General features: G+C 62.7%; 28 protein-coding genes. 8 read left to right on the top strand and 20 right to left on the bottom strand.

Going from position 1 to position 21811, the window contains the following annotated elements:
* Window positions 1-14: 14 nt before the first annotated feature.
* The 5 genes from rplE to rpmC all read right to left on the bottom strand — a co-directional run bounded on the left by rplE (window position 15) and on the right by rpmC (window position 1770).
* Window positions 15-578: a 50S ribosomal protein L5 gene (gene rplE / locus KJP29_RS03920; RefSeq protein WP_218462245.1), complete on the bottom strand. Its 564-nt coding sequence runs from the start codon at window positions 576-578 to the stop codon at window positions 15-17.
* Entirely contained in the window at window positions 578-883 is a 306-nt protein-coding gene (gene rplX, locus KJP29_RS03915; RefSeq protein ID WP_218462244.1) for a 50S ribosomal protein L24, read from the bottom strand. Before rplX ends, rplE begins: the two co-directional genes overlap by 1 nt.
* A complete protein-coding gene (gene rplN, locus KJP29_RS03910; RefSeq protein WP_005621870.1) occupies window positions 883-1251 on the bottom strand; it encodes a 50S ribosomal protein L14 in 369 nt (122 codons plus the stop codon). Before rplN ends, rplX begins: the two co-directional genes overlap by 1 nt.
* Window positions 1252-1322: 71 nt before the next feature.
* Window positions 1323-1553, bottom strand: a complete 231-nt coding sequence (rpsQ, locus tag KJP29_RS03905; RefSeq protein WP_218462243.1) for a 30S ribosomal protein S17 — start codon at window positions 1551-1553, stop codon at window positions 1323-1325.
* Window positions 1554-1566: 13 nt separating this feature from the next.
* Window positions 1567-1770 (bottom strand): 50S ribosomal protein L29, encoded by a 204-nt coding sequence (gene rpmC, locus KJP29_RS03900; protein WP_218462242.1) that lies wholly within the window; start codon window positions 1768-1770, stop codon window positions 1567-1569.
* A gap of 276 nt (window positions 1771-2046) precedes the next feature.
* On the opposite strand from rpmC, the gene KJP29_RS03895 reads away from it, so the two are divergent.
* Entirely contained in the window at window positions 2047-2676 is a 630-nt protein-coding gene (locus tag KJP29_RS03895) for a 2OG-Fe(II) oxygenase family protein (protein ID WP_218462241.1), read from the top strand.
* Between the two features lie 84 nt (window positions 2677-2760).
* On the opposite strand, the gene rplP is transcribed toward KJP29_RS03895, so the two are convergent.
* The 5 genes from rplP to rplB are packed head-to-tail and all read right to left on the bottom strand — an operon-like array spanning window position 2761 to window position 5408.
* Window positions 2761-3174, bottom strand: coding sequence for a 50S ribosomal protein L16 (gene rplP, locus KJP29_RS03890; protein ID WP_218462240.1), 414 nt, complete (start codon window positions 3172-3174; stop codon window positions 2761-2763).
* A 12-nt stretch (window positions 3175-3186) separates the two neighbouring features.
* Window positions 3187-3900 carry a 30S ribosomal protein S3 gene (gene rpsC, locus KJP29_RS03885; RefSeq protein WP_218462239.1) on the bottom strand — a complete coding sequence of 238 codons (714 nt, stop codon included), beginning with the start codon at window positions 3898-3900 and terminating at the stop codon, window positions 3187-3189.
* Entirely contained in the window at window positions 3900-4280 is a 381-nt protein-coding gene (gene rplV, locus KJP29_RS03880) for a 50S ribosomal protein L22 (protein WP_218462238.1), read from the bottom strand. Before rplV ends, rpsC begins: the two co-directional genes overlap by 1 nt.
* Before the next feature lie 3 nt (window positions 4281-4283).
* Window positions 4284-4562 (bottom strand): 30S ribosomal protein S19, encoded by a 279-nt coding sequence (gene rpsS / locus KJP29_RS03875; protein ID WP_218462237.1) that lies wholly within the window; start codon window positions 4560-4562, stop codon window positions 4284-4286.
* 3 nt (window positions 4563-4565) lie between these two features.
* Window positions 4566-5408: a 50S ribosomal protein L2 gene (gene rplB, locus KJP29_RS03870; RefSeq protein ID WP_218462236.1), complete on the bottom strand. Its 843-nt coding sequence runs from the start codon at window positions 5406-5408 to the stop codon at window positions 4566-4568.
* A gap of 331 nt (window positions 5409-5739) precedes the next feature.
* Here rplB and KJP29_RS03865 point away from each other — a divergent pair, with 331 nt between their 5' ends.
* A complete protein-coding gene (locus KJP29_RS03865) occupies window positions 5740-6030 on the top strand; it encodes a hypothetical protein (RefSeq protein ID WP_218462235.1) in 291 nt (96 codons plus the stop codon).
* A gap of 19 nt (window positions 6031-6049) precedes the next feature.
* Here KJP29_RS03865 and KJP29_RS03860 read toward each other — a convergent pair whose 3' ends face one another.
* On the bottom strand, window positions 6050-6820 hold the full coding sequence (locus KJP29_RS03860; protein ID WP_218462234.1) for a L,D-transpeptidase: 771 nt from the start codon (window positions 6818-6820) through the stop codon (window positions 6050-6052).
* Window positions 6821-6978: 158 nt separating this feature from the next.
* On the opposite strand from KJP29_RS03860, the gene KJP29_RS03855 reads away from it, so the two are divergent.
* Genes KJP29_RS03855 through KJP29_RS03845 form a run of 3 tightly spaced genes read left to right on the top strand, consistent with a single transcriptional unit; the run spans window position 6979 to window position 8262 of the window.
* Entirely contained in the window at window positions 6979-7338 is a 360-nt protein-coding gene (locus KJP29_RS03855) for a helix-turn-helix transcriptional regulator (RefSeq protein WP_255553417.1), read from the top strand.
* Window positions 7328-7831, top strand: coding sequence for an SRPBCC domain-containing protein (locus KJP29_RS03850; RefSeq protein ID WP_218462233.1), 504 nt, complete (start codon window positions 7328-7330; stop codon window positions 7829-7831). The genes KJP29_RS03855 and KJP29_RS03850 overlap by 11 nt, the downstream gene beginning before the upstream one ends.
* An 11-nt stretch (window positions 7832-7842) precedes the next feature.
* Window positions 7843-8262 carry an SRPBCC family protein gene (locus KJP29_RS03845; protein ID WP_218462232.1) on the top strand — a complete coding sequence of 140 codons (420 nt, stop codon included), beginning with the start codon at window positions 7843-7845 and terminating at the stop codon, window positions 8260-8262.
* 105 nt (window positions 8263-8367) lie between these two features.
* On the opposite strand, the gene KJP29_RS03840 is transcribed toward KJP29_RS03845, so the two are convergent.
* The 8 genes from KJP29_RS03840 to rpsL form a co-directional block, all read right to left on the bottom strand.
* Window positions 8368-8664, bottom strand: a complete 297-nt coding sequence (locus tag KJP29_RS03840; protein ID WP_218462231.1) for a 50S ribosomal protein L23 — start codon at window positions 8662-8664, stop codon at window positions 8368-8370.
* Window positions 8661-9278 carry a 50S ribosomal protein L4 gene (gene rplD, locus KJP29_RS03835; RefSeq protein ID WP_218462230.1) on the bottom strand — a complete coding sequence of 206 codons (618 nt, stop codon included), beginning with the start codon at window positions 9276-9278 and terminating at the stop codon, window positions 8661-8663. The genes KJP29_RS03840 and rplD overlap by 4 nt, the downstream gene beginning before the upstream one ends.
* Window positions 9275-10147, bottom strand: coding sequence for a 50S ribosomal protein L3 (gene rplC / locus KJP29_RS03830; protein WP_218462229.1), 873 nt, complete (start codon window positions 10145-10147; stop codon window positions 9275-9277). The genes rplD and rplC overlap by 4 nt, the downstream gene beginning before the upstream one ends.
* Window positions 10148-10159: 12 nt before the next feature.
* Window positions 10160-10474 (bottom strand): 30S ribosomal protein S10, encoded by a 315-nt coding sequence (rpsJ, locus tag KJP29_RS03825; protein WP_218462228.1) that lies wholly within the window; start codon window positions 10472-10474, stop codon window positions 10160-10162.
* A 66-nt stretch (window positions 10475-10540) separates the two neighbouring features.
* Entirely contained in the window at window positions 10541-11716 is a 1176-nt protein-coding gene (gene tuf, locus KJP29_RS03820; RefSeq protein WP_218462207.1) for an elongation factor Tu, read from the bottom strand.
* 78 nt (window positions 11717-11794) lie between these two features.
* Window positions 11795-13918 (bottom strand): elongation factor G, encoded by a 2124-nt coding sequence (fusA, locus tag KJP29_RS03815; RefSeq protein WP_218462227.1) that lies wholly within the window; start codon window positions 13916-13918, stop codon window positions 11795-11797.
* A gap of 23 nt (window positions 13919-13941) precedes the next feature.
* Window positions 13942-14412, bottom strand: a complete 471-nt coding sequence (gene rpsG / locus KJP29_RS03810) for a 30S ribosomal protein S7 (protein ID WP_218462226.1) — start codon at window positions 14410-14412, stop codon at window positions 13942-13944.
* Window positions 14413-14424: 12 nt separating this feature from the next.
* Complete coding sequence (gene rpsL, locus KJP29_RS03805; protein WP_008331617.1) at window positions 14425-14796, bottom strand: 30S ribosomal protein S12; 372 nt, start codon at window positions 14794-14796, stop codon at window positions 14425-14427.
* 402 nt (window positions 14797-15198) lie between these two features.
* Between rpsL and KJP29_RS03800 the strand changes: the two genes are divergently transcribed.
* The 3 genes from KJP29_RS03800 to KJP29_RS03790 all read left to right on the top strand — a co-directional run bounded on the left by KJP29_RS03800 (window position 15199) and on the right by KJP29_RS03790 (window position 17436).
* A complete protein-coding gene (locus tag KJP29_RS03800; protein ID WP_218462225.1) occupies window positions 15199-15801 on the top strand; it encodes a hypothetical protein in 603 nt (200 codons plus the stop codon).
* A gap of 8 nt (window positions 15802-15809) precedes the next feature.
* Entirely contained in the window at window positions 15810-16862 is a 1053-nt protein-coding gene (locus tag KJP29_RS03795) for a glycosyltransferase family 2 protein (protein ID WP_218462224.1), read from the top strand.
* A gap of 118 nt (window positions 16863-16980) precedes the next feature.
* Window positions 16981-17436 (top strand): hypothetical protein, encoded by a 456-nt coding sequence (locus tag KJP29_RS03790; protein WP_218462223.1) that lies wholly within the window; start codon window positions 16981-16983, stop codon window positions 17434-17436.
* Window positions 17437-17495: 59 nt separating this feature from the next.
* Here KJP29_RS03790 and rpoC read toward each other — a convergent pair whose 3' ends face one another.
* Window positions 17496-21761, bottom strand: a complete 4266-nt coding sequence (gene rpoC, locus KJP29_RS03785) for a DNA-directed RNA polymerase subunit beta' (RefSeq protein WP_218462222.1) — start codon at window positions 21759-21761, stop codon at window positions 17496-17498.
* Between the last annotated feature and the right edge of the window lie 50 nt (window positions 21762-21811).

Genomic DNA, 21811 nt, shown 5'->3' with positions numbered 1-21811 from the left:
AGTTCCTCCGCCGATCAGCTGTTGAAGGGCATGTTGAAATGCTTCAACAGCGCCTTGGCTTCCGCGTCGTTGGACGCGGTGGTGGTGATCACGATGTCCATACCCCAGACCTCGTCGACCTTGTCGAAGTCGATCTCGGGGAACACGATGTGCTCTTTCATGCCCATGGCATAGTTGCCACGGCCGTCGAAAGAGGTGCCCGGAACGCCGCGGAAGTCGCGGATGCGGGGCATCGCAATGGTGATCAGACGATCGAGGAATTCGTACATCCGGTCGCCACGCAGGGTGACTTTCGCCCCGAGCGGCATGTCTTCACGGACGCGGAACCCGGCGATGGATTTCTTGGCCTTGGTCACGACGGCCTTCTGGCCGGCGATCTTGGTCAGGTCTTCCTGGGCCGACTTGGCCTTCTTCGAGTCGCGCACGGCTTCGGCACCACAGCCGATGTTCAGAACGATCTTGTCCAGACGCGGGATCTGCATGTCGTTCTTGTAGCCGAACTCTTCCTTCATCGCGGCCCGGATCGTCTCCTTGTAGACCGCCTTCAGGCGCGGGGTGTAATTCGCGGTATCGAGCATCAGATCACGTCCCCAGTGGTTTTGGCGAAGCGGACTTTTTTGTCGCCGTCCATGCGGAAGCCGACGCGGGTCGCTTTGCCATTGGCATCGAGAAGAGCCAGGTTCGACAGGTCGATCGGCAGTGCCTTCGGCAGGCGGCCGCCCTGTGCGTTCTGGGTCTGGCGGGTGTGACGGATGGCCATGTTCACGCCTTCCACCACGGCTTTGTTCTCGGCGGGGAGCACCTGGGTGATTTCACCCTGCTTGCCCTTGTCCTTGCCGGCGAGCACGACGACCTTGTCGCCCTTTTTCAGCTTGGCAGCCATCACAGCACCTCCGGAGCGAGCGAGATGATCTTCATGAAGTTCTTCGCGCGAAGCTCACGAACCACCGGCCCGAAGATACGGGTGCCGACCGGCTCGTTGTTGTTGTTGAGGATGACGGCGGCGTTGCGATCAAAGCGGATCGCGGTGCCGTCTTCACGACGGACTTCCTTGGCGGTGCGCACGACGACGGCCTTGCGGACGTCACCTTTCTTCACGCGGCCGCGCGGGATGGCTTCCTTCACCGAGACGACAATGATGTCGCCGACGGAGGCGTATTTACGCTTGGAACCACCCAGGACCTTGATGCACTGCACCCGGCGAGCGCCGGAGTTGTCAGCGACATCCAGATTGGTCTGCATCTGGATCATAAGGTTTCTCCTGACCTTTGGGGCTCACTTCGTCCCCATGGTTTCGATCGATCTGGAGAAGTCGTTGCCAATCAGGCGGTGACGACTTCCCAGCGTTTGGTTTTCGACTTCGGCGCGCATTCCTGAATGCGCACGGAGTCGCCGACTTTGAACGTGTTGTTCTCGTCGTGGGCCCGATACTTCTTGGAAGAACGGACGGTCTTCTTGAGGAGCGGGTGCTTGAAGCGCCGCTCGACGAGCACGGTGACGGTCTGGGCGTTGGCGTCCGAGGTCACGGTGCCTTGCAGGATACGTTTGGGCATCTCGGGCTCTCTCTCAGTTGCCAGCCGCAGCCGCGGCTTTTTCGTTCAGGATCGTCTTCACGCGGGCCACGTCACGGCGGACCTGACGCATGCGCGCAGTGCTTTCCATCTGGCCGGTGGCCTGCTGGAAGCGCAGGTTGAAGGCTTCCTTCTTGAGATCGGCCAGCTGGTCGTTCAGCTGATCCGCGCTCTTGTCACGGAGTTCTTTGGCGTTCATCGCCTCTTCCTTTCCAATCACCGGAAGGCCCCCTTGTGCGGGGTGACCCAGGGCCCGGTGGGTTCAATGCAAAACACACGAATCCCGTCGTCGGGAATCGTGAGATGCGGCTCTATAGACGCGACCGGTCGGGCGGGCAAGGAAAACTTGAGGGTTTCGCGGGCGCGTCGACCGCCCTGCCCGATGCGACTCGCGAAACGCGGCCAGAGGGCTTGCAAGCACCTCGGCCCTTCGTCATGGGACGGTAAGGCGCGCGAGACAGCAAAGGACCCGACCATGCCGCAGATATCATCGCTCTTCGTCACCCGCCTCTACCGCGCCCGGCTTGACGAGCACAAGCCGCACATCGACACCGGCGAGCTCGAGGCCTCCTGCTACGCGATCTACGAGGACGACGAGGCCGGGCAGGAGTGGTGCGAGACCGAGGGTTATCCGGGCTACACCTCCTACGCCTCGCTCACCGACCTCCCCTGGCGGTTCCCGATCTTCGCCGACCTGGTCAAGGCGCTCGACAAGCATGTCGCGGCCTTTGCCGAGGACCTCGAGTTCGACCTGGGCGACGGGCGGCTCGAGCTCGAGGATATCTGGATCAACATCCTCCCCGAAGGCGGCACCCACAGCTCGCACCTGCACCCCCATTCGGTCATCTCCGGCACGACCTATGTGGCGATGCCCGAAGGCGCCTCGGCTTTGAAGCTGGAAGACCCCCGCTCCTCCCGCATGATGGCCGCCCCCCCGCGCCGCAAGAACGCCCGGGAAGAGCTGCGCACCTTCATCTACGCCAAACCCGTGGTGGGCGACGTGCTCCTGTGGGAATCCTGGCTGCGGCATGAGGTGCCGATGAACATGGCCGATGACGAGGAGCGGATTTCGGTGAGCTTCAATTACAAGTGGGTGGACGCTTGAACCAATGAAAAACCCCCGACGCATCGGCGCCGGGGGTGATCCGTCGGGTGCGCCGTCCGGCGCACCTTCATTTCTCCGAAGACCTTACCAGTCTTCGCGCATCACGGTGCGGGTCTTGATCGGCAGCTTCATCGCGGCGAGGCGGAGGGCTTCGCGGGCGATTTCTTCGTTCACGCCGTCAATCTCGAACATCACGCGGCCGGGCTTGACCTTGGCGACCCAACGGTCGACCGAGCCCTTGCCTTTACCCATCCGCACTTCGATCGGCTTGGCCGAGACCGGCACATCCGGGAAAATGCGGATCCAGACGCGACCCTGACGCTTCATGTGACGCGTCATGGCCCGACGGGCGGCTTCGATCTGACGGGCGGTGATCCGCTCCGGCTCCAGCGCCTTCAGGCCGAAGGTGCCGAAGTTGAGGTCCGAACCGCCTTTTGCCTGACCGGAGATCCGGCCTTTGTGCATCTTGCGGAATTTCGTACGCTTCGGTTGCAGCATTTCTAGCTCTCCTTACCGGCGACGATCGCCCATGGCACCACGGGGCGCCGGGCCATCCTGAAGCTCCTGCTGGCGACGGTCGCGCGCAGCCGGATCGTGCTCCATGATCTCGCCTTTGAAGATCCAGACCTTGATCCCGATGATACCATAGGGGGTCGTGGCTTCGGCGAGAGCATAGTCGATGTCGGCGCGCAGCGTGTGCAGCGGCACGCGACCTTCACGCAGCCATTCGGTGCGGGCGATTTCGGCCCCACCCAGACGACCGGCGCAGTTCACGCGGATGCCGAGGGCACCCATGCGCATGGCGTTCTGGGCGGCACGTTTCATCGCGCGACGGAACGACACACGACGCTCGAGCTGCTGGGCGATCGATTCCGCCACCAGCTGGGCGTCGAGTTCGGGCTTGCGGACTTCGACGATGTTGAGGTGCAGCTCGCTGTCGGTCATCTTGGCGATCTTCTTGCGCAGCGTTTCGATGTCCGCGCCTTTCTTGCCGATGATGACACCCGGACGGGCAGTGTGGATCGTGACCCGGCACTTCTTGTGCGGACGTTCGATGATCACACGGCTGACGCCGGCTTGCTTGCACTCTTCCTTGATGAACTCACGGATCTTGAGGTCCTCAAGAAGGAGATCACCATATTCATTGGTATCGGCGTACCAGCGGCTGTCCCAGGTGCGGTTCACCTGCAGACGCATGCCGATCGGATTGACTTTCTGACCCATCAGGCTTGCTCCTCGACTTGACGCACCTTGATCGTGATTTCCGAGAACGGCTTCATGATCTTGCCGTAACGGCCACGTGCCCGCGGACGGCCACGCTTCATGATCAGGTTCTTGCCCACATAGGCTTCGGCGACGATGAGTTCATCGACGTCGAGGTTGTGGTTGTTCTCGGCGTTGGCGATGGCCGACTGAAGGCATTTCTTCACGTCCACCGCGATCCGCTTGTTCGAGAAGGTCAGATCGGCCAGGGCCTTTTCCACCTTCTTGCCGCGGATCATCTGCGCCACGAGGTTGAGTTTCTGCGGGCTGGTGCGAAGCATGCGGAGTTTCGCCATCGCTTCGTTGTCAGCCACGCGGCGGGGGTTCTTTTCCTTGCCCATGACTTACTTCCGCTTCGCTTTCTTGTCCGCGGCGTGCCCGTAGTAGGTACGGGTCGGCGCGTATTCACCGAATTTCTGGCCGATCATGTCCTCCGTCACGTTGACGGGGATGTGCTTCTGACCGTTGTAGACGCCGAAGGTCAGGCCCACGAACTGGGGCAGGATCGTCGAACGGCGCGACCAGATCTTGATCACTTCGTTTTTGCCCGCTTCGCGAGCCTTCTCAGCCTTCTTGAGGACATAAGAGTCGACAAAAGGCCCTTTCCATACAGAACGTGCCATATCTTAACGGCCCTTCTTCTTGGCGTGACGCGAACGGATGATGAGGTTCTGCGACGCCTTGTTCTTGTTGCGGGTGCGCTTACCCTTGGTGTCCTTGCCCCACGGAGTAACCGGGGTCCGACCACCAGAGGTCCGGCCTTCACCACCACCATGCGGGTGGTCGATCGGGTTCATCGCGACACCGCGGACCGACGGACGCTTGCCCATGTGGCGGACACGACCGGCTTTGCCGAGGTTCTGGTTCGAGTTGTCGGGGTTGGACACGGCACCGACGGTGGCCATGCATTCCTGACGCACGAGGCGAAGCTCGCCCGAGGAGAGGCGGATCTGCGCGTAGCCACCATCACGACCGACGAACTGGGCATAGGTGCCGGCAGCGCGGGCCATCTGGCCACCCTTGCCGGGCTTCAGTTCGATGTTGTGAACGATGGTGCCGATCGGCATGCCCGAGAACGGCATCGCGTTCCCCGGCTTGATGTCGACTTTGCTGCCCGCGACCACTTTTTCGCCAACGCCAAGGCGCTGGGGCGCGAGGATATAGGCCTGTTCGCCGTCCTCATAGCGGATGAGGGCGATGAAGGCGGTCCGGTTGGGATCGTATTCGATCCGTTCGACGGTCGCGACGATGTCAAACTTGTTCCGTTTGAAATCGACAACGCGGTAAAGACGCTTCGCGCCACCGCCGCGGCGGCGAGAGGTGATCCGTCCGGTGTTGTTCCGGCCGCCCGACTTGGTCAGACCCTCGGTGAGGGACTTGACGGGACGTCCTTTCCACAGCTCCGAACGGTCGATCAGAACCAGCCCACGCTGGCCCGGCGTCGTCGGTTTATACGACTTGAGTGCCATGCTTTCTGTCTTCCGTTTTGCGGCGGGTTTGGGCCCGCCAGTCTCTGTGATGGGTCTTGCGACCCGGGTGTAGGCCCCTCGACGTCACGCGTCCGCAGGTGCCCGAATTCAATAACTCAGAGGCCCCGGAACGAATCCGGGGCCACTGGACCGTTGCGCTATAGGCGAGATGGCACAGACTGTCTAGGGAAAAGCCCGTGGGCCCGCTGGAATCTGCAGGCCTTGGCGGCAACCGGCGCGCGATGCCCGGACCTCGCCCCCCTCTGGCATTCCTCGCTCACATCCCCCATGCTCGCCACCGAACACCGCGTCCAAGCGAAAGACAAAGAACATGAGACCCATTCTCGCCCTCGCCGCCCTGCCCCTCGTCCTTGCGGCCTGTGAAACCGGAACGATGACCGCCACCCAGCCCGGGGCAACGACCCCGGGCGGACTGCCCGAAAACGTGCTCTCCCTCGCCGCGCCCTATCAGGATGTGAACTCGGCGCGGCTGGACGAGGTGACGGGGTGCTATTCCTACCTGCACCGCGGCCCGGTCGAGTCGACCTATCTGCCGCTGCGCACGATCGACGGCCGTCCAATCTGCGCCCGCGCGCCCGAGGATATCGCGGTCGCGAACTGAGCCGCGACCGCAGACCTGGTCAGCTCGCCGAGCCGAGCATGTCTTCCGGCGGATAGAGGATCGCCATCGAGCCGGTGGAGACGTTTGGGTAGAGGTCGTTGATATGGGCCATCACCATGCGCACGCAGCCCGAGCTTGCCCGCCCGCCGATGGACTTCGGCGCCGGTGAACCGTGGATGCGCAGATAGGTGTCGCGGCTGCCTTGGTAGAGATAGAAGGCCCGCGAGCCGAGCGGGTTGGTCGGTCCGCCGTTCACGCCGTTCTCCTTGCCCGCGTAGAGCTGCGGATCACGTCGGATCATCGCCTGCGTCGGGGTCCAGGTCGGCCACTTCGCCTTGCGTCCGATCCGGTAGGTGCCCGGCTCATAAAGATTGCCGCGCGCGATGGCGACGCCGTAGCGCATCGCCGTGCCGCCGCCGGGTTCGATGTGGTAAAGATAGCGCGCCACGGCATCCACGTGCAGATCGCCGGGGGTCAGGCCCGGGTTGGCCTCGACCCGGCGTGGCAGGAAACGCGTCGGCAGGCCCCAGGGGTTCGACGTGGCAGGATCGTAGCCCGCCGGTGTCACCTGCGCATCCCAGCGATCCCAGTTGCCGGGGTTGGACACCGGGCTTTGTCCAGCCGGCGCGGCGGGTTCCGTTTCGTTCGGGACCTGCGCCATTGGTTCTTCCGCCAGGGCACCGTCGATCTCTTCCATGGTGATCGGCGCGTCTGCCTCATCCTGCGCATAGGCGATGGGGGCCGAGAACAGGGCCGTGGAGGTCATGATGAAATGGCGACGGGTCAACATTGGCAGACTCACTTGGCTTGGCTTGGGTGTCGAACACAAACCATAAGGACCCATGGGGTTCCACTTACAACCCAAAATTTCTTGAGGAATTCCCTTCGCGCCTTCCCGCTCACTTATCCTGCGCAATACTTCACCATTGACAGAAGTATCCGACTCGCATGATACTTCGCCATATGGAAAACAAATCCGAAGAACTCGACGCCGTCTTCCACGCTCTCGGCGATCCCACGCGCCGGGCGGTCGTGCAGCGGCTCGTGAAGGGCGACGCCACGGTCAGCGACCTGGCGGCACCCTTCGACATGGGGCTCCCCGCCTTCATGAAGCACCTGGGCGTGCTGCAGGACGCGGGCCTTGTCGCCTCGGAGAAAAATGGCCGGACCCGGACCTGCCGGATCCAGTCGGAAACTCTCGCCTCCGCCGAGCGTTGGTTCGAGGAGCAGCGGGCCTTCTGGTCGGGGCGATACGAAGGCCTCGACGAACTTCTGGCATCACTTGGAGAAGATGACGATGAAACCTGATCTGCGCTTTCAATTCTCTGGCGACATGACGACCGGGGTCCTCACGGTGCGCCGCGACTTCGCCGCCAGACGCGACGTCGTCTGGGATTGCCACACCAAGTCCGAGCTGCTCGACAAATGGTTTGCGCCGAAGCCGTTGTCCACCATGACCAAGAGCATGGAATTTCGCGAGGGCGGACATTGGCACTATGCGATGATCGACGAGGACGGCACCCACTACTGGGGCCGCACCGATTACAAGACGATTACGCCAACGACGGGATACACGACCACGGACGCCTTCACGGACGAAACCGGCGCCCCGAACGAAGAGATGCCGATTTCGCAGTGGTCCACCCGGTTTTCGGACGAGGGTGCAGGCACGCGGGTCGAAAACGTGATCGACTACGGTTCGCCCGAGGCGCTCCAGACTGTGATCGACATGGGTATGGAAGAAGGCATCGCCAGCACCTTTGAGAAACTCGATGAAACGCTTGCCGCGTTGACCAAGTAGGAGGACCACACATGGCATTCGAGAAAATAAGCATCAACGCCACGCTTGACGCACCCATCGACCGGGCGTGGGAGGTCTATACCGACCCCGACCACATCACGCGTTGGAACTTCGCCTCCGACGACTGGTGCTGCCCCTCCGCCGAGAACGATCTACGCGTCGGCGGCAAGCTCAAGTCCCGAATGGAGGCGAAGGACGGCAGCTTCGGTTTCGACTTCGAAGGCACCTACACCGACCTCGAGCCGGGGAAATCCATGACCTATGTGATGGAGGACGGCCGCGCGGTGACCACGAGCTTCACCGATCTGGGCGCAGGAAAGACCGAAGTGAACACCGTCTTCGACGCGGAGTCGGAGAATTCGACCGAGATGCAGCGCGACGGCTGGCAGGCGATCCTCGACAACTACAAGCGGCGCGTGGAAGGCAGCTAGGGGCCACGCGCCCGTTCACCGAAACAGACCAACAAGATCAAAGGGCCCCCGGATCGCTCCGGGGGCCCTTCGTGCATCAGGATCACGCGAGACCGCGTGACAGCCTTACAACCCGGTCGACACGTCGATCGTGTTGCCCTCTTCGAGGGTGACATAGGCTTTCTTGACGTCCTTGCGCGTCCCGATCTTGCCACGGAAGCGCTTCACCTTGCCTTTGGTGACGGTCGTGTTCACGGCCTTCACCTTGACGCCGAAGAGCGTTTCGACAGCTTCCTTGATCAGCGGCTTGTTCGCGTCGATCGACACTTCGAACACCACGGCGTTGGCCTCGGAGGCCATCGTGGATTTCTCGGTGATGATCGGCTTGCGGATCACGTCGTAGAGTGCGGCTTTATCGGTCATTTCAGACGAGCCTCCAGAGCTTCGACAGCCGCCTTGGTGAGCACGAGAGTGTCACGCTTGAGGATGTCATAAACGTTCGCACCCATCGACGGCAGAACATCGAGACCTTCGATGTTGCGCGCGGCCTTGGCGAACCCTTCGTTCACGGTGGCACCGTCGATGATCAGCGCGCGCTTCCAGCCCAGGTTCTTGACCTGTTTTGCCAGCGCGGCGGTTTTGCCATCGGCTTCCGCGGTGTCGATGATCACCAGCGAGCCCTCTTTCACCTTGGCGGAGAGAGCGTGCTTGAGACCGAGCTTGCGGAATTTCTTCGGCAGGTCATGCTCGTGCGACCGCGGGGTCGGGCCTTTGTAGACGCCACCCTTGCGGAAGATCGGCGCCTTGCGGGAGCCGTGGCGTGCGCCGCCGGTGCCCTTCTGGCGATAGATCTTCTTGGTCGAGTAGGACACGTCCGAACGGCCAAGCGTCGCATGGGTGCCGGCCTGCGCCTTGTTGCGCTGCCAACGGACAACGCGGTGCAGGATATCGGCGCGCGGTTCCAGACCGAAGATCTCGTCGCCGAGATCGATCGAGCCGGCTTTGCCGCCGTCGAGTTTGATCACGTCGAGTTTCATTCGTCGCCTTCCTTCTTCTCAGCGTCCGAACCAGCATCATCAGCTTTGTCGGCAGCAATGTCGGCTTCCGCTTCCTTCAGCGCAGCCTCTTCCGCGGCGGCGGCTTCTTCGGCCAGACGCTTGGCTTCGGCTTCGGCCTCGGCGGCGGCAGCGGCGGCAGCTTCTTCAGCCAGACGCTGGGCTTCCTTGGCGGCAGACGCCAGGGCGGCGGGGAGAATCACGTTCTCGGGAACCGGCTTCTTGACGGCGTCCTTGATGGTGACCCAGCCACCCTTGTTGCCCGGGACGGCGCCCTTGACCATGATCAGGCCACGGTCAGCGTCGGTCCGAACGACTTGAAGGTTCTGCGTGGTCACGCGGACAGCGCCCATGTGACCGGCCATCTTCTTGCCTTTGAAGACCTTGCCCGGGTCCTGACACTGACCGGTCGAACCATGCGAACGGTGAGAGATCGAGACGCCGTGCGAGGCACGCAGGCCGCCGAAGTTGTGCCGCTTCATCGCACCGGCAAAACCTTTACCGATCGAGGTGCCGGACACGTCGACGAACTGACCTTCGAAGTAGTGGTTCGCGGTGATTTCCTCGCCAACTTCGATGAGGTTCTCGGGGTCCACGCGGAACTCGGCCAGCTTGCGTTTCGGGGCCACGTTGGCCGCCGAGAACACGCCACGCATCGCCTGCGACGTCCGCTTGGCTTTCGCCGAGCCGGCGCCGAGTTGAACGGCGGTGTAGCCGTCCTTTTCCGCGGTGCGCTGCGCAACGACCTGAAGGCCGTCGAGCTGAAGAACGGTGACGGGGATCTGCTTGCCGTCTTCCATGAAGAGACGGGTCATGCCGACCTTTTTCGCGATTACGCCAGAGCGCATCATGTCATGCCCTCCTTAGACCGAAATCTGAACGTCGACGCCAGCGGCGAGGTCGAGCTTCATCAGCGCGTCCACGGTCTGGGGCGTCGGGTCCACGATGTCGAGCAGACGCTTGTGCGTGCGGATCTCGAACTGGTCGCGCGATTTCTTGTCGATGTGCGGCCCACGGAGAACCGTGAACTTCTCGATCTTGTTCGGGAGCGGGATCGGCCCACGAACGGTTGCACCGGTGCGCTTCGCGGTCGAAACGATCTCCGCGGTGCTGGCATCCAGCACGCGGTAGTCGAACGCCTTGAGGCGGATCCGGATGTTCTGGCTTTGAGCGGCCATAGTCATTCCTTTCAGTTGAGAGGAGGGCCCCCGGCTCATTCCGGGGGGCCTCGTCGAACCCAGTTATTACGCGAGAATTTTCGAGACGACGCCCGAGCCGACGGTGCGGCCGCCTTCGCGGATGGCGAAGCGCAGGCCCTCTTCCATGGCGATCGGGGCGATCAGCTCGACGGTGAACTTCAGGTTGTCGCCCGGCATCACCATCTCGGTGCCCGAGGGAAGCTCGACCGTGCCGGTCACGTCCGTCGTGCGGAAGTAGAACTGCGGGCGGTAGTTCGCGAAGAACGGCGTGTGACGGCCACCTTCTTCTTTCGTCAGGATGTAGACTTCCGACTCGAACTTGGTGTGCGGCTTCACGGAGCCGGGCTTGCAGAGCACCTGGCCACGCTCGACCTTGTCGCGGTCGATGCCGCGCAGCAGCGCGCCGATGTTGTCGCCGGCTTCCCCACGGTCGAGGAGCTTGCGGAACATCTCGACGCCCGTGCAGGTCGTCTTCTGCGTGTCCTTGATGCCGACGATTTCAAGCTCGTCGCCCACGTTGATCACGCCACGCTCCACACGGCCGGTCACAACCGTGCCGCGGCCCGAGATCGAGAACACGTCTTCGATCGGCATCAGGAAGGGCTGGTCGACAGCGCGCGCGGGCGTCGGGATGAACTCGTCGACGGCGGCCATCAGTTCGCGGATCTTGTTCTCGCCGATCTCGGGATCACGGCCTTCCATCGCGGCCAGAGCCGAGCCCGCGATGATCGGAATGTCGTCGCCGGGGAAGTCGTAGGCCGACAGAAGCTCCCGGATTTCCATCTCGACGAGTTCGAGAAGTTCCGGATCGTCCACCTGGTCGACCTTGTTCATGAAGACGACGAGCGCGGGCACGCCGACCTGACGGGCGAGCAGGATGTGCTCGCGGGTCTGCGGCATCGGGCCGTCGGCGGCGTTCACCACGAGGATGCCGCCGTCCATCTGCGCCGCACCGGTGATCATGTTCTTCACGTAGTCGGCGTGGCCGGGGCAGTCGACGTGCGCATAGTGACGCGCGTCCGTCTCGTATTCCACGTGCGCCGTCGAGATCGTGATCCCGCGGGCTTTCTCTTCCGGCGCGCCGTCGATCTGGTCGTAGGCCTTGAAGTCACCGAAATACTTGGTGATCGCCGCGGTCAGAGTGGTCTTGCCGTGGTCAACGTGGCCGATCGTGCCCACGTTCACGTGCGGTTTGGAGCGTTCAAACTTTGCCTTTGCCATAATGGCCTCCTGTTCTTTGGCGGTGGGCCGAGGCCCACCCTACGGTGGTAGGGTGCGGGGTGCTCCCCGCACCGCTGCTTATGCGTATTTCTTCTGGATCTCGTCCGAGATGTTCTGCGGAACCGGCTCGTAGTGCGCGAACTGCATCGTGAACTGCGCACGTCCCGAGGACATGGAGCGCAGGGTGTTGATGTAGCCGAACATGTTGGCCAGCGGCACGAAGGCATTGATCGCGATGGCGTTGCCGCGCGGTTCCTGCCCCGACACCTGCCCGCGACGGGAGGTGAGGTCGCCGATGATGCCACCGGTGTAATCCTCGGGCGTCACGACTTCGACCTTCATCATCGGCTCGAGGAGCTTCGCGCCGGCCTTTTTGAGACCTTCACGCATGCACATCCGCGCCGCGATTTCGAAGGCGAGGACCGAGGAGTCCACGTCGTGGAACTTGCCGTCGATCAGCGCGACCTTGAAGTCGATGACCGGGAAGCCGGCGAGCGGACCGGAGTCCATGACCGACTTGATGCCCTTTTCGACGCCGGGGATGTATTCCTTCGGCACCGCGCCACCGACGATGCGGCTTTCGAAGGTGTAGCCTTCGCCCGGCTCGGTCGGCGAGATTTCCAGTTTGACCTCGGCGTACTGACCCGAACCACCCGACTGTTTCTTGTGGGTGTAGGTGTGTTCCACGGCGTGACCGATGGTCTCGCGGTAGGCCACCTGCGGGGCACCGATGTTGGCTTCCACCTTGAACTCGCGCTTGAGGCGGTCAACGAGGATGTCGAGGTGAAGTTCGCCCATGCCCTTCATGATGGTCTGGCCCGACTCGATGTCGGTTTCGACGCGGAAGGACGGGTCTTCGGCGGCAAGCCGCGCGAGGCCCATGGACATCTTCTCCTGGTCGCCCTTGGTCTTCGGCTCGACAGCGATCTCGATCACCGGATCGGGGAAGGTCATCGTTTCGAGGACCACCGGATCCGAGGTCGCGCAGAGCGTGTCACCGGTCGTGGTGTCCTTGAGACCCGCGAGCGCGATGATGTCGCCGGCGAAGGCTTCCGTGATCTCTTCCTGCTTGTTGGAGTGCATCATCACCATACGGCCGATGCGCTCTTTCTTGCCTTTGGTCGAGTTCAGGAGCTGGTCGCCCTTGTTGATCACGCCCGAGTAGATGCGGGTGAAAGTCAATGTGCCCATGAAGGGGTCGTTCATGATCTTGAACGCGAGGCCCGAGAAAGGCTGTGCGTCGTCGGCAGACCGCGCGATGTTACGCTCTTCCGTTTCGTCACCCGGTTTGAAGCCCATGTAGGCCGGCACGTCGAGCGGCGAGGGCAGGAAATCGACAACGGCGTTGAGCAGGGGCTGAACGCCCTTGTTCTTGAACGCGGAGCCGCCGAGGACCGGCACGAAGGACAGCGACAGCGTGCCCTTGCGGATCAGTTTCCGCAGGGTCGGCACGTCGGGTTCGTTGCCTTCGAGGTATTCCATCATCGCGTCGTCGTCTTGCTCGACGGCGTGCTCGATGAGGTGCGCGCGCCATTCGGCAGCGGTGTCGGCCAGGTCGTCACGGATCGGCTGACGCACCCAGGAGGCACCAAGGTCTTCACCCTGCCACACCCATTCTTCCATGGTCACGAGGTCGACGATGCCTTCCAGCTTGTCTTCCGCGCCGATCGGGAAGTTCACCGGAACCGGGATCGCACCGGTGCGGTCCTTGATCATCTTCACGCAGTTGAAGAAGTCGGCGCCGATCTTGTCCATCTTGTTGACGAAGACCATGCGCGGAACCTTGTAGCGGTCAGCCTGACGCCACACGGTTTCCGTCTGCGGCTCCACACCGGCGTTCGCGTCGAGCAGCGCGACCGCGCCGTCGAGAACCGCGAGCGAGCGTTCGACTTCGATGGTGAAGTCAACGTGGCCGGGGGTGTCGATGATGTTGAAGCGCACCTTGGTGTCCGACGTGCCTTCGGCGGTCGGATCTTCCTGCCACTGCCAGAAGGTCGTGGTCGCAGCCGAGGTGATGGTGATCCCCCGTTCCTGCTCTTGCTCCATCCAGTCCATCGTGGCGGCGCCGTCGTGGACTTCGCCGATCTTGTGGGACTTGCCGGTGTAGTAGAGGATGCGCTCGGTCGTCGTGGTCTTGCCCGCATCGATGTGGGCCATGATCCCGAAGTTCCGGTAGCGCGTCAGGGGATAGTCGCGTGCCATTGTAGGGCCTCGTAAGTCTCTGGTTACCAGCGGTAATGGCTGAACGCGCGGTTGGCGTCGGCCATCTTGTGGGTGTCTTCGCGCTTTTTCACGGCGGTGCCGCGGCCGTTCACTGCATCGAGCAGTTCGCCGGCGAGACGCTCTTCCATCGTGTTCTCGTTGCGGGCGCGCGAGGCGTTGATGAGCCAGCGGATCGCAAGGGCCTCACGGCGCTCGGGGCGCACTTCGACCGGAACCTGATAGGTCGCACCACCGACGCGGCGCGAGCGCACTTCGACGGAGGGTTTGATGTTGTCGAGCGCTTCGTGGAAGATTTCCACGGGCGCGCGCTTGACCTTGTTCTCGACGCGGTCGAGGGCATTGTAGACGATCTTCTCGGCGACCGACTTTTTGCCATCGATCATGAGGTTGTTCATGAACTTGGTCAGAACCTTGTCGCCATACTTGGCGTCAGGAAGAATTTCGCGCTTCTCAGCGGCGTGACGACGGGACATTCCGCTCTCTCCTTATTTCGGACGCTTCGCGCCGTACTTCGAACGACGCTGCTTACGGTCTTTGACGCCCTGGGTATCGAGCACACCGCGCAGGATGTGGTAGCGGACACCCGGAAGGTCCTTCACCCGGCCGCCACGGATCAGAACCACGGAGTGTTCCTGAAGGTTATGGCTCTCACCCGGGATGTAGCTGATGACTTCGTAGCCGTTGGTCAGACGGACCTTGGCGACTTTACGCATAGCGGAGTTCGGCTTCTTCGGCGTCGTGGTGTAGACGCGCGTGCAGACGCCACGCTTCTGCGGGCAGGATTCCAGGTGCTGAGACTTGGAGCGTTTGACTTTGGGCTGACGCGGCTTGCGGATCAGCTGTTGGATCGTGGGCATTGGGCTTCGTTCCCCGTGTTGCAACACTATGTTCATGGGGCGCGCGCCCCGGCTTCAGTCGACTTGCGTCTTTCGCGTCCAAAAAACGCAACGAACCGCCCCCGCCCCAATCAGCCGGGGCGACGCGGTGGATAATCAGAGGATCGGGGCAACAAGGCCCGGATCGTGGCCACTTCATATCTGTAAACGGGCGGTTGGATACACGTATCCCATTGCCCGGGTGCGCGCCGTATATGGGGAGTCGTTTTCCTTGTCAACGCCAAGGCGGCCGGTTTCTGCCCAAGTCACCGCCCTGCGGATCAAGGAAGCGTCGAAACCTTGCCTGACGTCAGGATTTCGGCGATATTGCCGCCAGAGAAGGCCGCAGCAGACGGCCTCACCCATAGCCGAGGCAGGCAGCAGATGAAACCCGTTTTCCCGATGGCGGCGATGGCCGCCGTGCTGGCGCTTGGCGCCTGTGCGAACAATCCTCTCAATGGCAAGGACGCCGCACTGGTCGATTCCTCGCCCGGCGTCGACACCTCGCGGCTCACGCCCGAGGGCGAGGCCGACTTCCTTCTGGCCTACCAGTATGTGTCGACTGCAAATCCCACGACGATCATGCCGAACTCCGGTTCCGCCCGCTATGTCGGGGGACTTGGCGGCGACGTGACGGGCGACGTATCGGGTTTCATGACCGGCGCGCTCAACATGACGGTGGCGAACCTGAACAATGGAAACGTGTCGGGCTTCGCCGACAGTTTCGCACTCTACAACGATGACGGCACCAAGGCGCAAGACCTGAGCGGCACCATCGCCTTGTCCGGCAACGTCACCGGAAATGCGCTCAATGCGACCGGGGCTGGCGCTCTGGGCCATGCGGGCGGATCGTCGGCGGTGAACACGGGCCTTGCCGGCACTTTCCGCAACCTCGACGGCCGCGCCAGTGCCGTCACCGGGACGGCGACGACCACCGGCGGGATCACCATGGGCGACGGACACTTCTACCTCGTGGAAACCGACTGACGCGCGCCATGCGGGTCCTGCCCGGCAGCACGGTTCTGGGGGCCCAGCGGAACGAGGGGCCTTTCCTCCTCGAATGGATCGCCTGGTATCTGGCGCTCGGGTTCGAGCATGTGCTGATCATGCACAACGACTGCACCGACCATTCGCCGCAGCTCCTGAGGCTCTTGGAACGTCTCGGAGTGATCACCCAGCAGAAGGTGGTGACGGACCCCGCCCTGCCCCCGCAACCGCAGGCCCATCGCAAGGCGGCAAGGCACCATCTGATCCGCGAGGCCGACTGGGCTTTTACCTGCGATATGGACGAGTTCCTCGTGGTCCACGTAGGCGACGGCACCGTTGCAGCACTGGCGGAGGAGGTCGAGCGGGTCGGCGCCTGCGCCATGGCGCTTCACTGGCGGATCTTTGGCACCATGGGACAGGAGGCCTGGGAGGACCAGCTTGTCCACCGGCGCTATACCATGGCCGCCCCGCGGGAGGTGAACCAGAACACCGGGCTCAAGACATTTACCCGCTGGCCGGGACAATGGGAGTTCCTGCGCGCCCATGGGCCGAAGAACTGGGGCGGGCCACGGGCGGGCGACCCGCCGGGGACATGGGGCACACCGCCCTACCGGATCGCTCTTGGCGATGGATCGGCTCTGGACGACTACGCGCCCGAGGGCACCGCGCTCAACCACACCGACATCGCGCGGGTGCGGCACGACATGGCCCAAGTGAACCACTACGCGCTCCAGTCGGTCGAGAAGTTTTCGCTCAAGCGAGGCGTGCCCGGTGCCGGACTGAACGAGACTCGCTATACGGACGGGTTCTTTCGGAATTTCGACTGGAACGAGGTCGAGGACCGCTCGGCGCTCCGCTTTTCTGATCGCTTCGACGCGGTCTATCGCAGGATCACGGACATTCCCGGGGTGCTACGGCTTCATCACCTGTGCTGTGCGGACTTCCTCACTACGGTAGCCGAGAAGGCCGGCCATAATCCCGCCGAGGATCCCCGCATCGCTCACCACCGGAACACCGCCAGGCAGCTCCCCGCGCCGTTGCGGCCCGCGCAGGCCGGTTGACGGGCGGCGACGGCGTCGCAGCCGGTGCGCCGTCCCTTGCAACCCTCGCACATTGCGGCAAGTTGAACAGCGGCAGGTCCGTCACGGACCGGGCCAAAGACAGGGCAGACCCAGAGACATGCTTTATCCGATCCTCCACATCACCCACCTGCTTTGCGCCACGCTCTTCATCGGCGTGGTGCTCTTCGAGACGCTCATCCTTAGAGGATTGCGCAAGCCGCTTGGCCCGGCGCTGTTCGAGCAGGTCGAGAGCGCGGTCATGCGGCGTGCCGTCTGGATCATGCCGCCGGTCGTGGCGGTGCTCTTCATCACGGGGGGGCTTCTCCTGTGGCAGAACTGGCCGCTCATGGACTTTCGGGAGTTCACCTGGCCGCCGCTTGTCGGGTTCACACTGATCCTCACGATAAAGGTCGCGCTGGCCCTCTCGGTGCTGGTCCACTTCGTGCTGGCGATCCGGGCGGAACTGCGGGGCACGTTGTCGGAACGCGCGTCGAAATGGGTTCACCTGTCGGTAAGCCTGCATGTGGTCGCGATCCTGATCCTCGCCAAGCTCATCTTCTACGTGAACTGGTAGGCCCAAAAAGAAAAGGCCCCGCGGATCGCAGGGCCTTTCCGATCTCATATCACAACCGATCAGGGCTGCTCGTCGCCGCCGGTTTCCGGCAGATCGACCAGCGTATCCTCGTCGGCTGCATCCTCGCCAAAGGCCGAGAAGGCGTCTTCGGAGGGCGCGGCGAGCGCCGCCGCGGCTTCCGCCTCGGCCCGCGCCTCGTCGATGACCTTGCGGTCCCGCTCTTGCGCGATGGAGCGCACCTTCATGGTGGCCCCGCCGGTGCCCGCCGGGATCAGACGGCCCACGATGACGTTTTCCTTGAGACCCACGAGCTTGTCGCGCTTGCCCTGCACCGATGCCTCGGTGAGGACGCGGGTGGTCTCCTGGAAGGACGCCGCAGAGATGAAGCTGCGGGTTTGCAGCGACGCCTTGGTGATCCCGAGCAGGATCGGCTGGCCTTCGGCCGGGCGTTTGCCACGGGCTTCAGCCTTCTCGTTGGCTTCGTCGAACTCGACCTTGTCGACATGTTCGCCCTTGAGGAGCGTCGTGTCGCCCGAGTCCGTGATCTCCCACTTCTGCAGCATCTGGCGAACGATCACCTCAATGTGCTTGTCGTTGATCTTCACGCCCTGGAGCCGGTAGACGTCCTGCACCTCGTCGATCATGTAATCTGCGAGCGCTTCGACGCCCATGATGGCCAGGATGTCGTGCGGCGCCGGGTTGCCGTCCATGATGTACTCACCCTTCTGGATGAAGTCGCCTTCAGCCACCGGGATGTGCTTGCCTTTCGGCACCATGTATTCGACGGGCTCGAGGCTTTCGTCAGACGGTTCGATCGTGATGCGGCGCTTGTTCTTGTAGTCCTTGCCGAAGCGCACGTAGCCATCGACTTCGGCGATGATCGCGTGATCCTTCGGACGGCGGGCTTCGAAGAGTTCGGCCACACGCGGCAGACCACCGGTGATGTCCTTGGTCTTGGCGCCTTCACGCGGGATCCGCGCGATGACGTCGCCGGCCAGAACGTCGGACCCGTCTTCGATCGACAGGATGGCGTCCACGGACATCGTGTAGGTGATCGGGTTGCCCTGATCGTTGCGCACCGGTTCGCCGTCTTCACCCACGAGGATGAGTTCGGGTTTCAGGTCCGAGCCCTTGGGCGCAGTGCGCCAGTCGGTCACGATCTTCTGAGTCATGCCGGTCGCATCGTCGGTCTCGTCGCGCACGGAGATGCCCGCGATGAGGTCGGCGAATTTGATCGTCCCCGCGGCTTCCGCGATGATCGGAAGGGTATAGGGGTCCCATTCGAAGAGCTTGTCGCCCCGCTTGATGGTCGCCTTGTCCTTCACGAAGACCTTGGAGCCGTACCCCGGCTTGTAGCTCGCCCGCTCGACGCCATTGGCGTCCATGATGGCGATCTGCATGTTGCGGCCCATGACGATGGCTTCGCCGTTCGCGTTGTTGAGCAGGTTCGGATTGCGGAATTCGATCACGCCTTCCTGGCCGGCTTCCTGGAACGACTGCTGACCACCCTGGGCGATGCCGCCGATGTGGAAGGTCCGCATGGTGAGCTGGGTGCCCGGTTCACCGATCGACTGCGCCGCGATGATGCCGACGGCTTCGCCAACGTTCACCATGGTGCCGCGTGCAAGGTCCCGGCCATAGCAGGCCGCGCAGACGCCTTCGTCCGCTTCACAGGTCAGGGGCGACCGGATCCGCATGGAAGCAACGCCAGATTCCTCGATGAGGTCGGCCTTGCGCTCGTCGATGAGCTCGTTCTTGGCGACCAGCACCTCACCCGTCGCCGGATGGGTGACGTCGTCCGCCGAGACGCGTCCAAGGATACGCTCGCCAAGGCTCGCCACTACTTCACCATCGTTCACGGCCGCAGAAGCGGTGATCGCGTTTTCGGTGCCGCAGTCACGCGAGCGCACAATGCAGTCCTGCGCCACGTCCACGAGACGACGGGTCAGATACCCCGAGTTCGCGGTCTTGAGCGCAGTATCGGCCAGACCCTTGCGCGCGCCGTGGGTCGAGTTGAAGTACTCGAGCACCGTCAGGCCCTCTTTGAAGTTCGAGATGATCGGCGTTTCGATGATCTCGCCCGACGGCTTGGCCATGAGGCCGCGCATACCGCCAAGCTGTTTCATCTGCGCGGGCGACCCCCGCGCACCGGAGTGCGACATCATGTAGACAGAGTTGGGTTCCTTCTCGGCGCCCGCGTCGTCGTAACGCACGGCCGAGATTTCGCCCATCATCGCGTCGGCGACCTGATCCGAACATTTGGACCAGGCATCGACCACCTTGTTGTATTTCTCGCCAAGGGTGATGAGGCCGTCCATGTACTGCTGTTCGAACTCTTTCACCTGGTCGCGCACGGCGTCAACGATGGTCCACTTGGTGTCAGGGATGACCATGTCGTCCTTGCCGAACGAGATGCCCGCCTTGAACGCTTCCTTGAAGCCCATCGACATGATCTGATCACAGAAGATGACCGACTCTTTCTGACCGCAATAACGGTAGACGGTGTCGATGACCTGCTGCACCTCTTTCTTCCGCAGAAGACGGTTCACCAGCTCGAAGGGCGCTTTCGCGTTGAGCGGCAGGAGGTTGCCCAGAAGGATCCGGCCCGGCGTGGTGTCGAACCGCTGGTAGACCTCTTGTCCGGTCTCGTCGATCTGCTTGATCCGGGCTTTCACCTTGGAGTGCAGGTGCACTTCGCCGGCGTCCAGCGCGTGCTGGACTTCTTCCACGTCGGCAAAGACCATGCCTTCGCCCTTCATGCCCTGACGCTCCATCGTGATGTAATAGAGGCCAAGGATCATGTCCTGCGATGGAACGATGATCGGCGCGCCGTTGGCGGGCGACAGAACGTTGTTGGTCGACATCATGAGCACGCGCGCTTCGAGCTGGGCTTCCAGCGAAAGCGGCACGTGGACGGCCATCTGGTCACCGTCGAAGTCGGCGTTGAACGCCGAACAGACGAGCGGGTGCAGCTGGATCGCCTTGCCTTCGATGAGAACCGGCTCGAAGGCCTGAATGCCCAGACGGTGCAGCGTGGGCGCACGGTTCAGGAGAACCGGGTGCTCGCGGATGACCTCGTCGAGGATGTCCCAGACCTCGGGACGTTCTTTTTCGACCAGCTTCTTCGCCTGCTTCACGGTGCTCGACAGGCCCTTGGCCTCCAGCCGCGAGTAGATGAAGGGCTTGAAGAGCTCGAGCGCCATCTTCTTGGGCAGGCCACACTGGTGCAGCTTGAGCTCGGGGCCGGTCACGATGACCGAACGGCCCGAAAAGTCGACGCGCTTGCCGAGAAGGTTCTGACGGAACCGGCCCTGCTTGCCCTTGAGCATGTCGGAAAGCGACTTCAGCGGGCGCTTGTTAGCCCCGGTGATGACGCGGCCACGACGACCGTTGTCAAAGAGCGCGTCGACCGATTCCTGAAGCATCCGCTTTTCGTTCCGGACGATGATGTCCGGCGCGCGAAGCTCGATCAGGCGCTTCAGGCGGTTGTTCCGGTTGATCACGCGACGGTAGAGGTCGTTGAGGTCCGAGGTCGCGAAACGGCCACCGTCGAGCGGCACCAGCGGGCGCAGTTCCGGCGGGATGACCGGGATGACGGTCAGGATCATCCACTCCGGGCGGTTGCCGGATTCGATGAAGCTCTCCACGACCTTGAGACGCTTGATGATCTTCTTCGGCTTCAGTTCGCCAGTCGCCTCGGCGAGGTCCGCGCGCAGTTGCTCGGCCTCGGCTTCGAGGTCGATCATGGACAGCATTTCGCGGATCGCTTCGGCGCCGATGTTCGCGGTGAAGGCGTCCATCCCGAAGGTGTCCTGCGCGTCGAGGAATTCCTCTTCGGTCATGAGCTGGCCGTATTGCAGGTCGGTCAGACCCGGCTCGATCACGACGTAGTTTTCGAAGTAGAGAATCCGCTCGAGGTCACGCAGCGTCATGTCGAGCATGAGGCCGATCCGGGAGGGGAGCGACTTCAGGAACCAGATGTGCGCGACGGGAGCGGCCAGTTCGATGTGGCCCATCCGTTCGCGGCGCACCTTCTGGAGCGTCACTTCGACACCGCATTTTTCGCAGACGACGCCGCGATACTTCATGCGCTTGTATTTGCCGCAGAGGCATTCGTAGTCCTTGATCGGCCCGAAGATACGGGCGCAGAACAGGCCGTCGCGCTCGGGCTTGAAGGTCCGGTAGTTGATGGTTTCCGGCTTCTTGATCTCGCCGTAGGACCACGACAGGATCCGCTCGGGCGACGCCAGAGAGACCTTGATTTCGTCAAAGATCTTCTGGGTGGCCAGCGGATTGAACGGGTTGGTGGTCAGTTCCTGGTTCATTTGGATTTCCTCAAATCTGGATCAGTGGGGTGAGGGTGTGAGGCGCGCGC

The organism is Maritimibacter sp. DP1N21-5 (assembly GCF_019218295.1).
GTDB lineage: Bacteria > Pseudomonadota > Alphaproteobacteria > Rhodobacterales > Rhodobacteraceae > Maritimibacter.
This window is presented reverse-complemented; position numbering and strand designations above follow the sequence as displayed.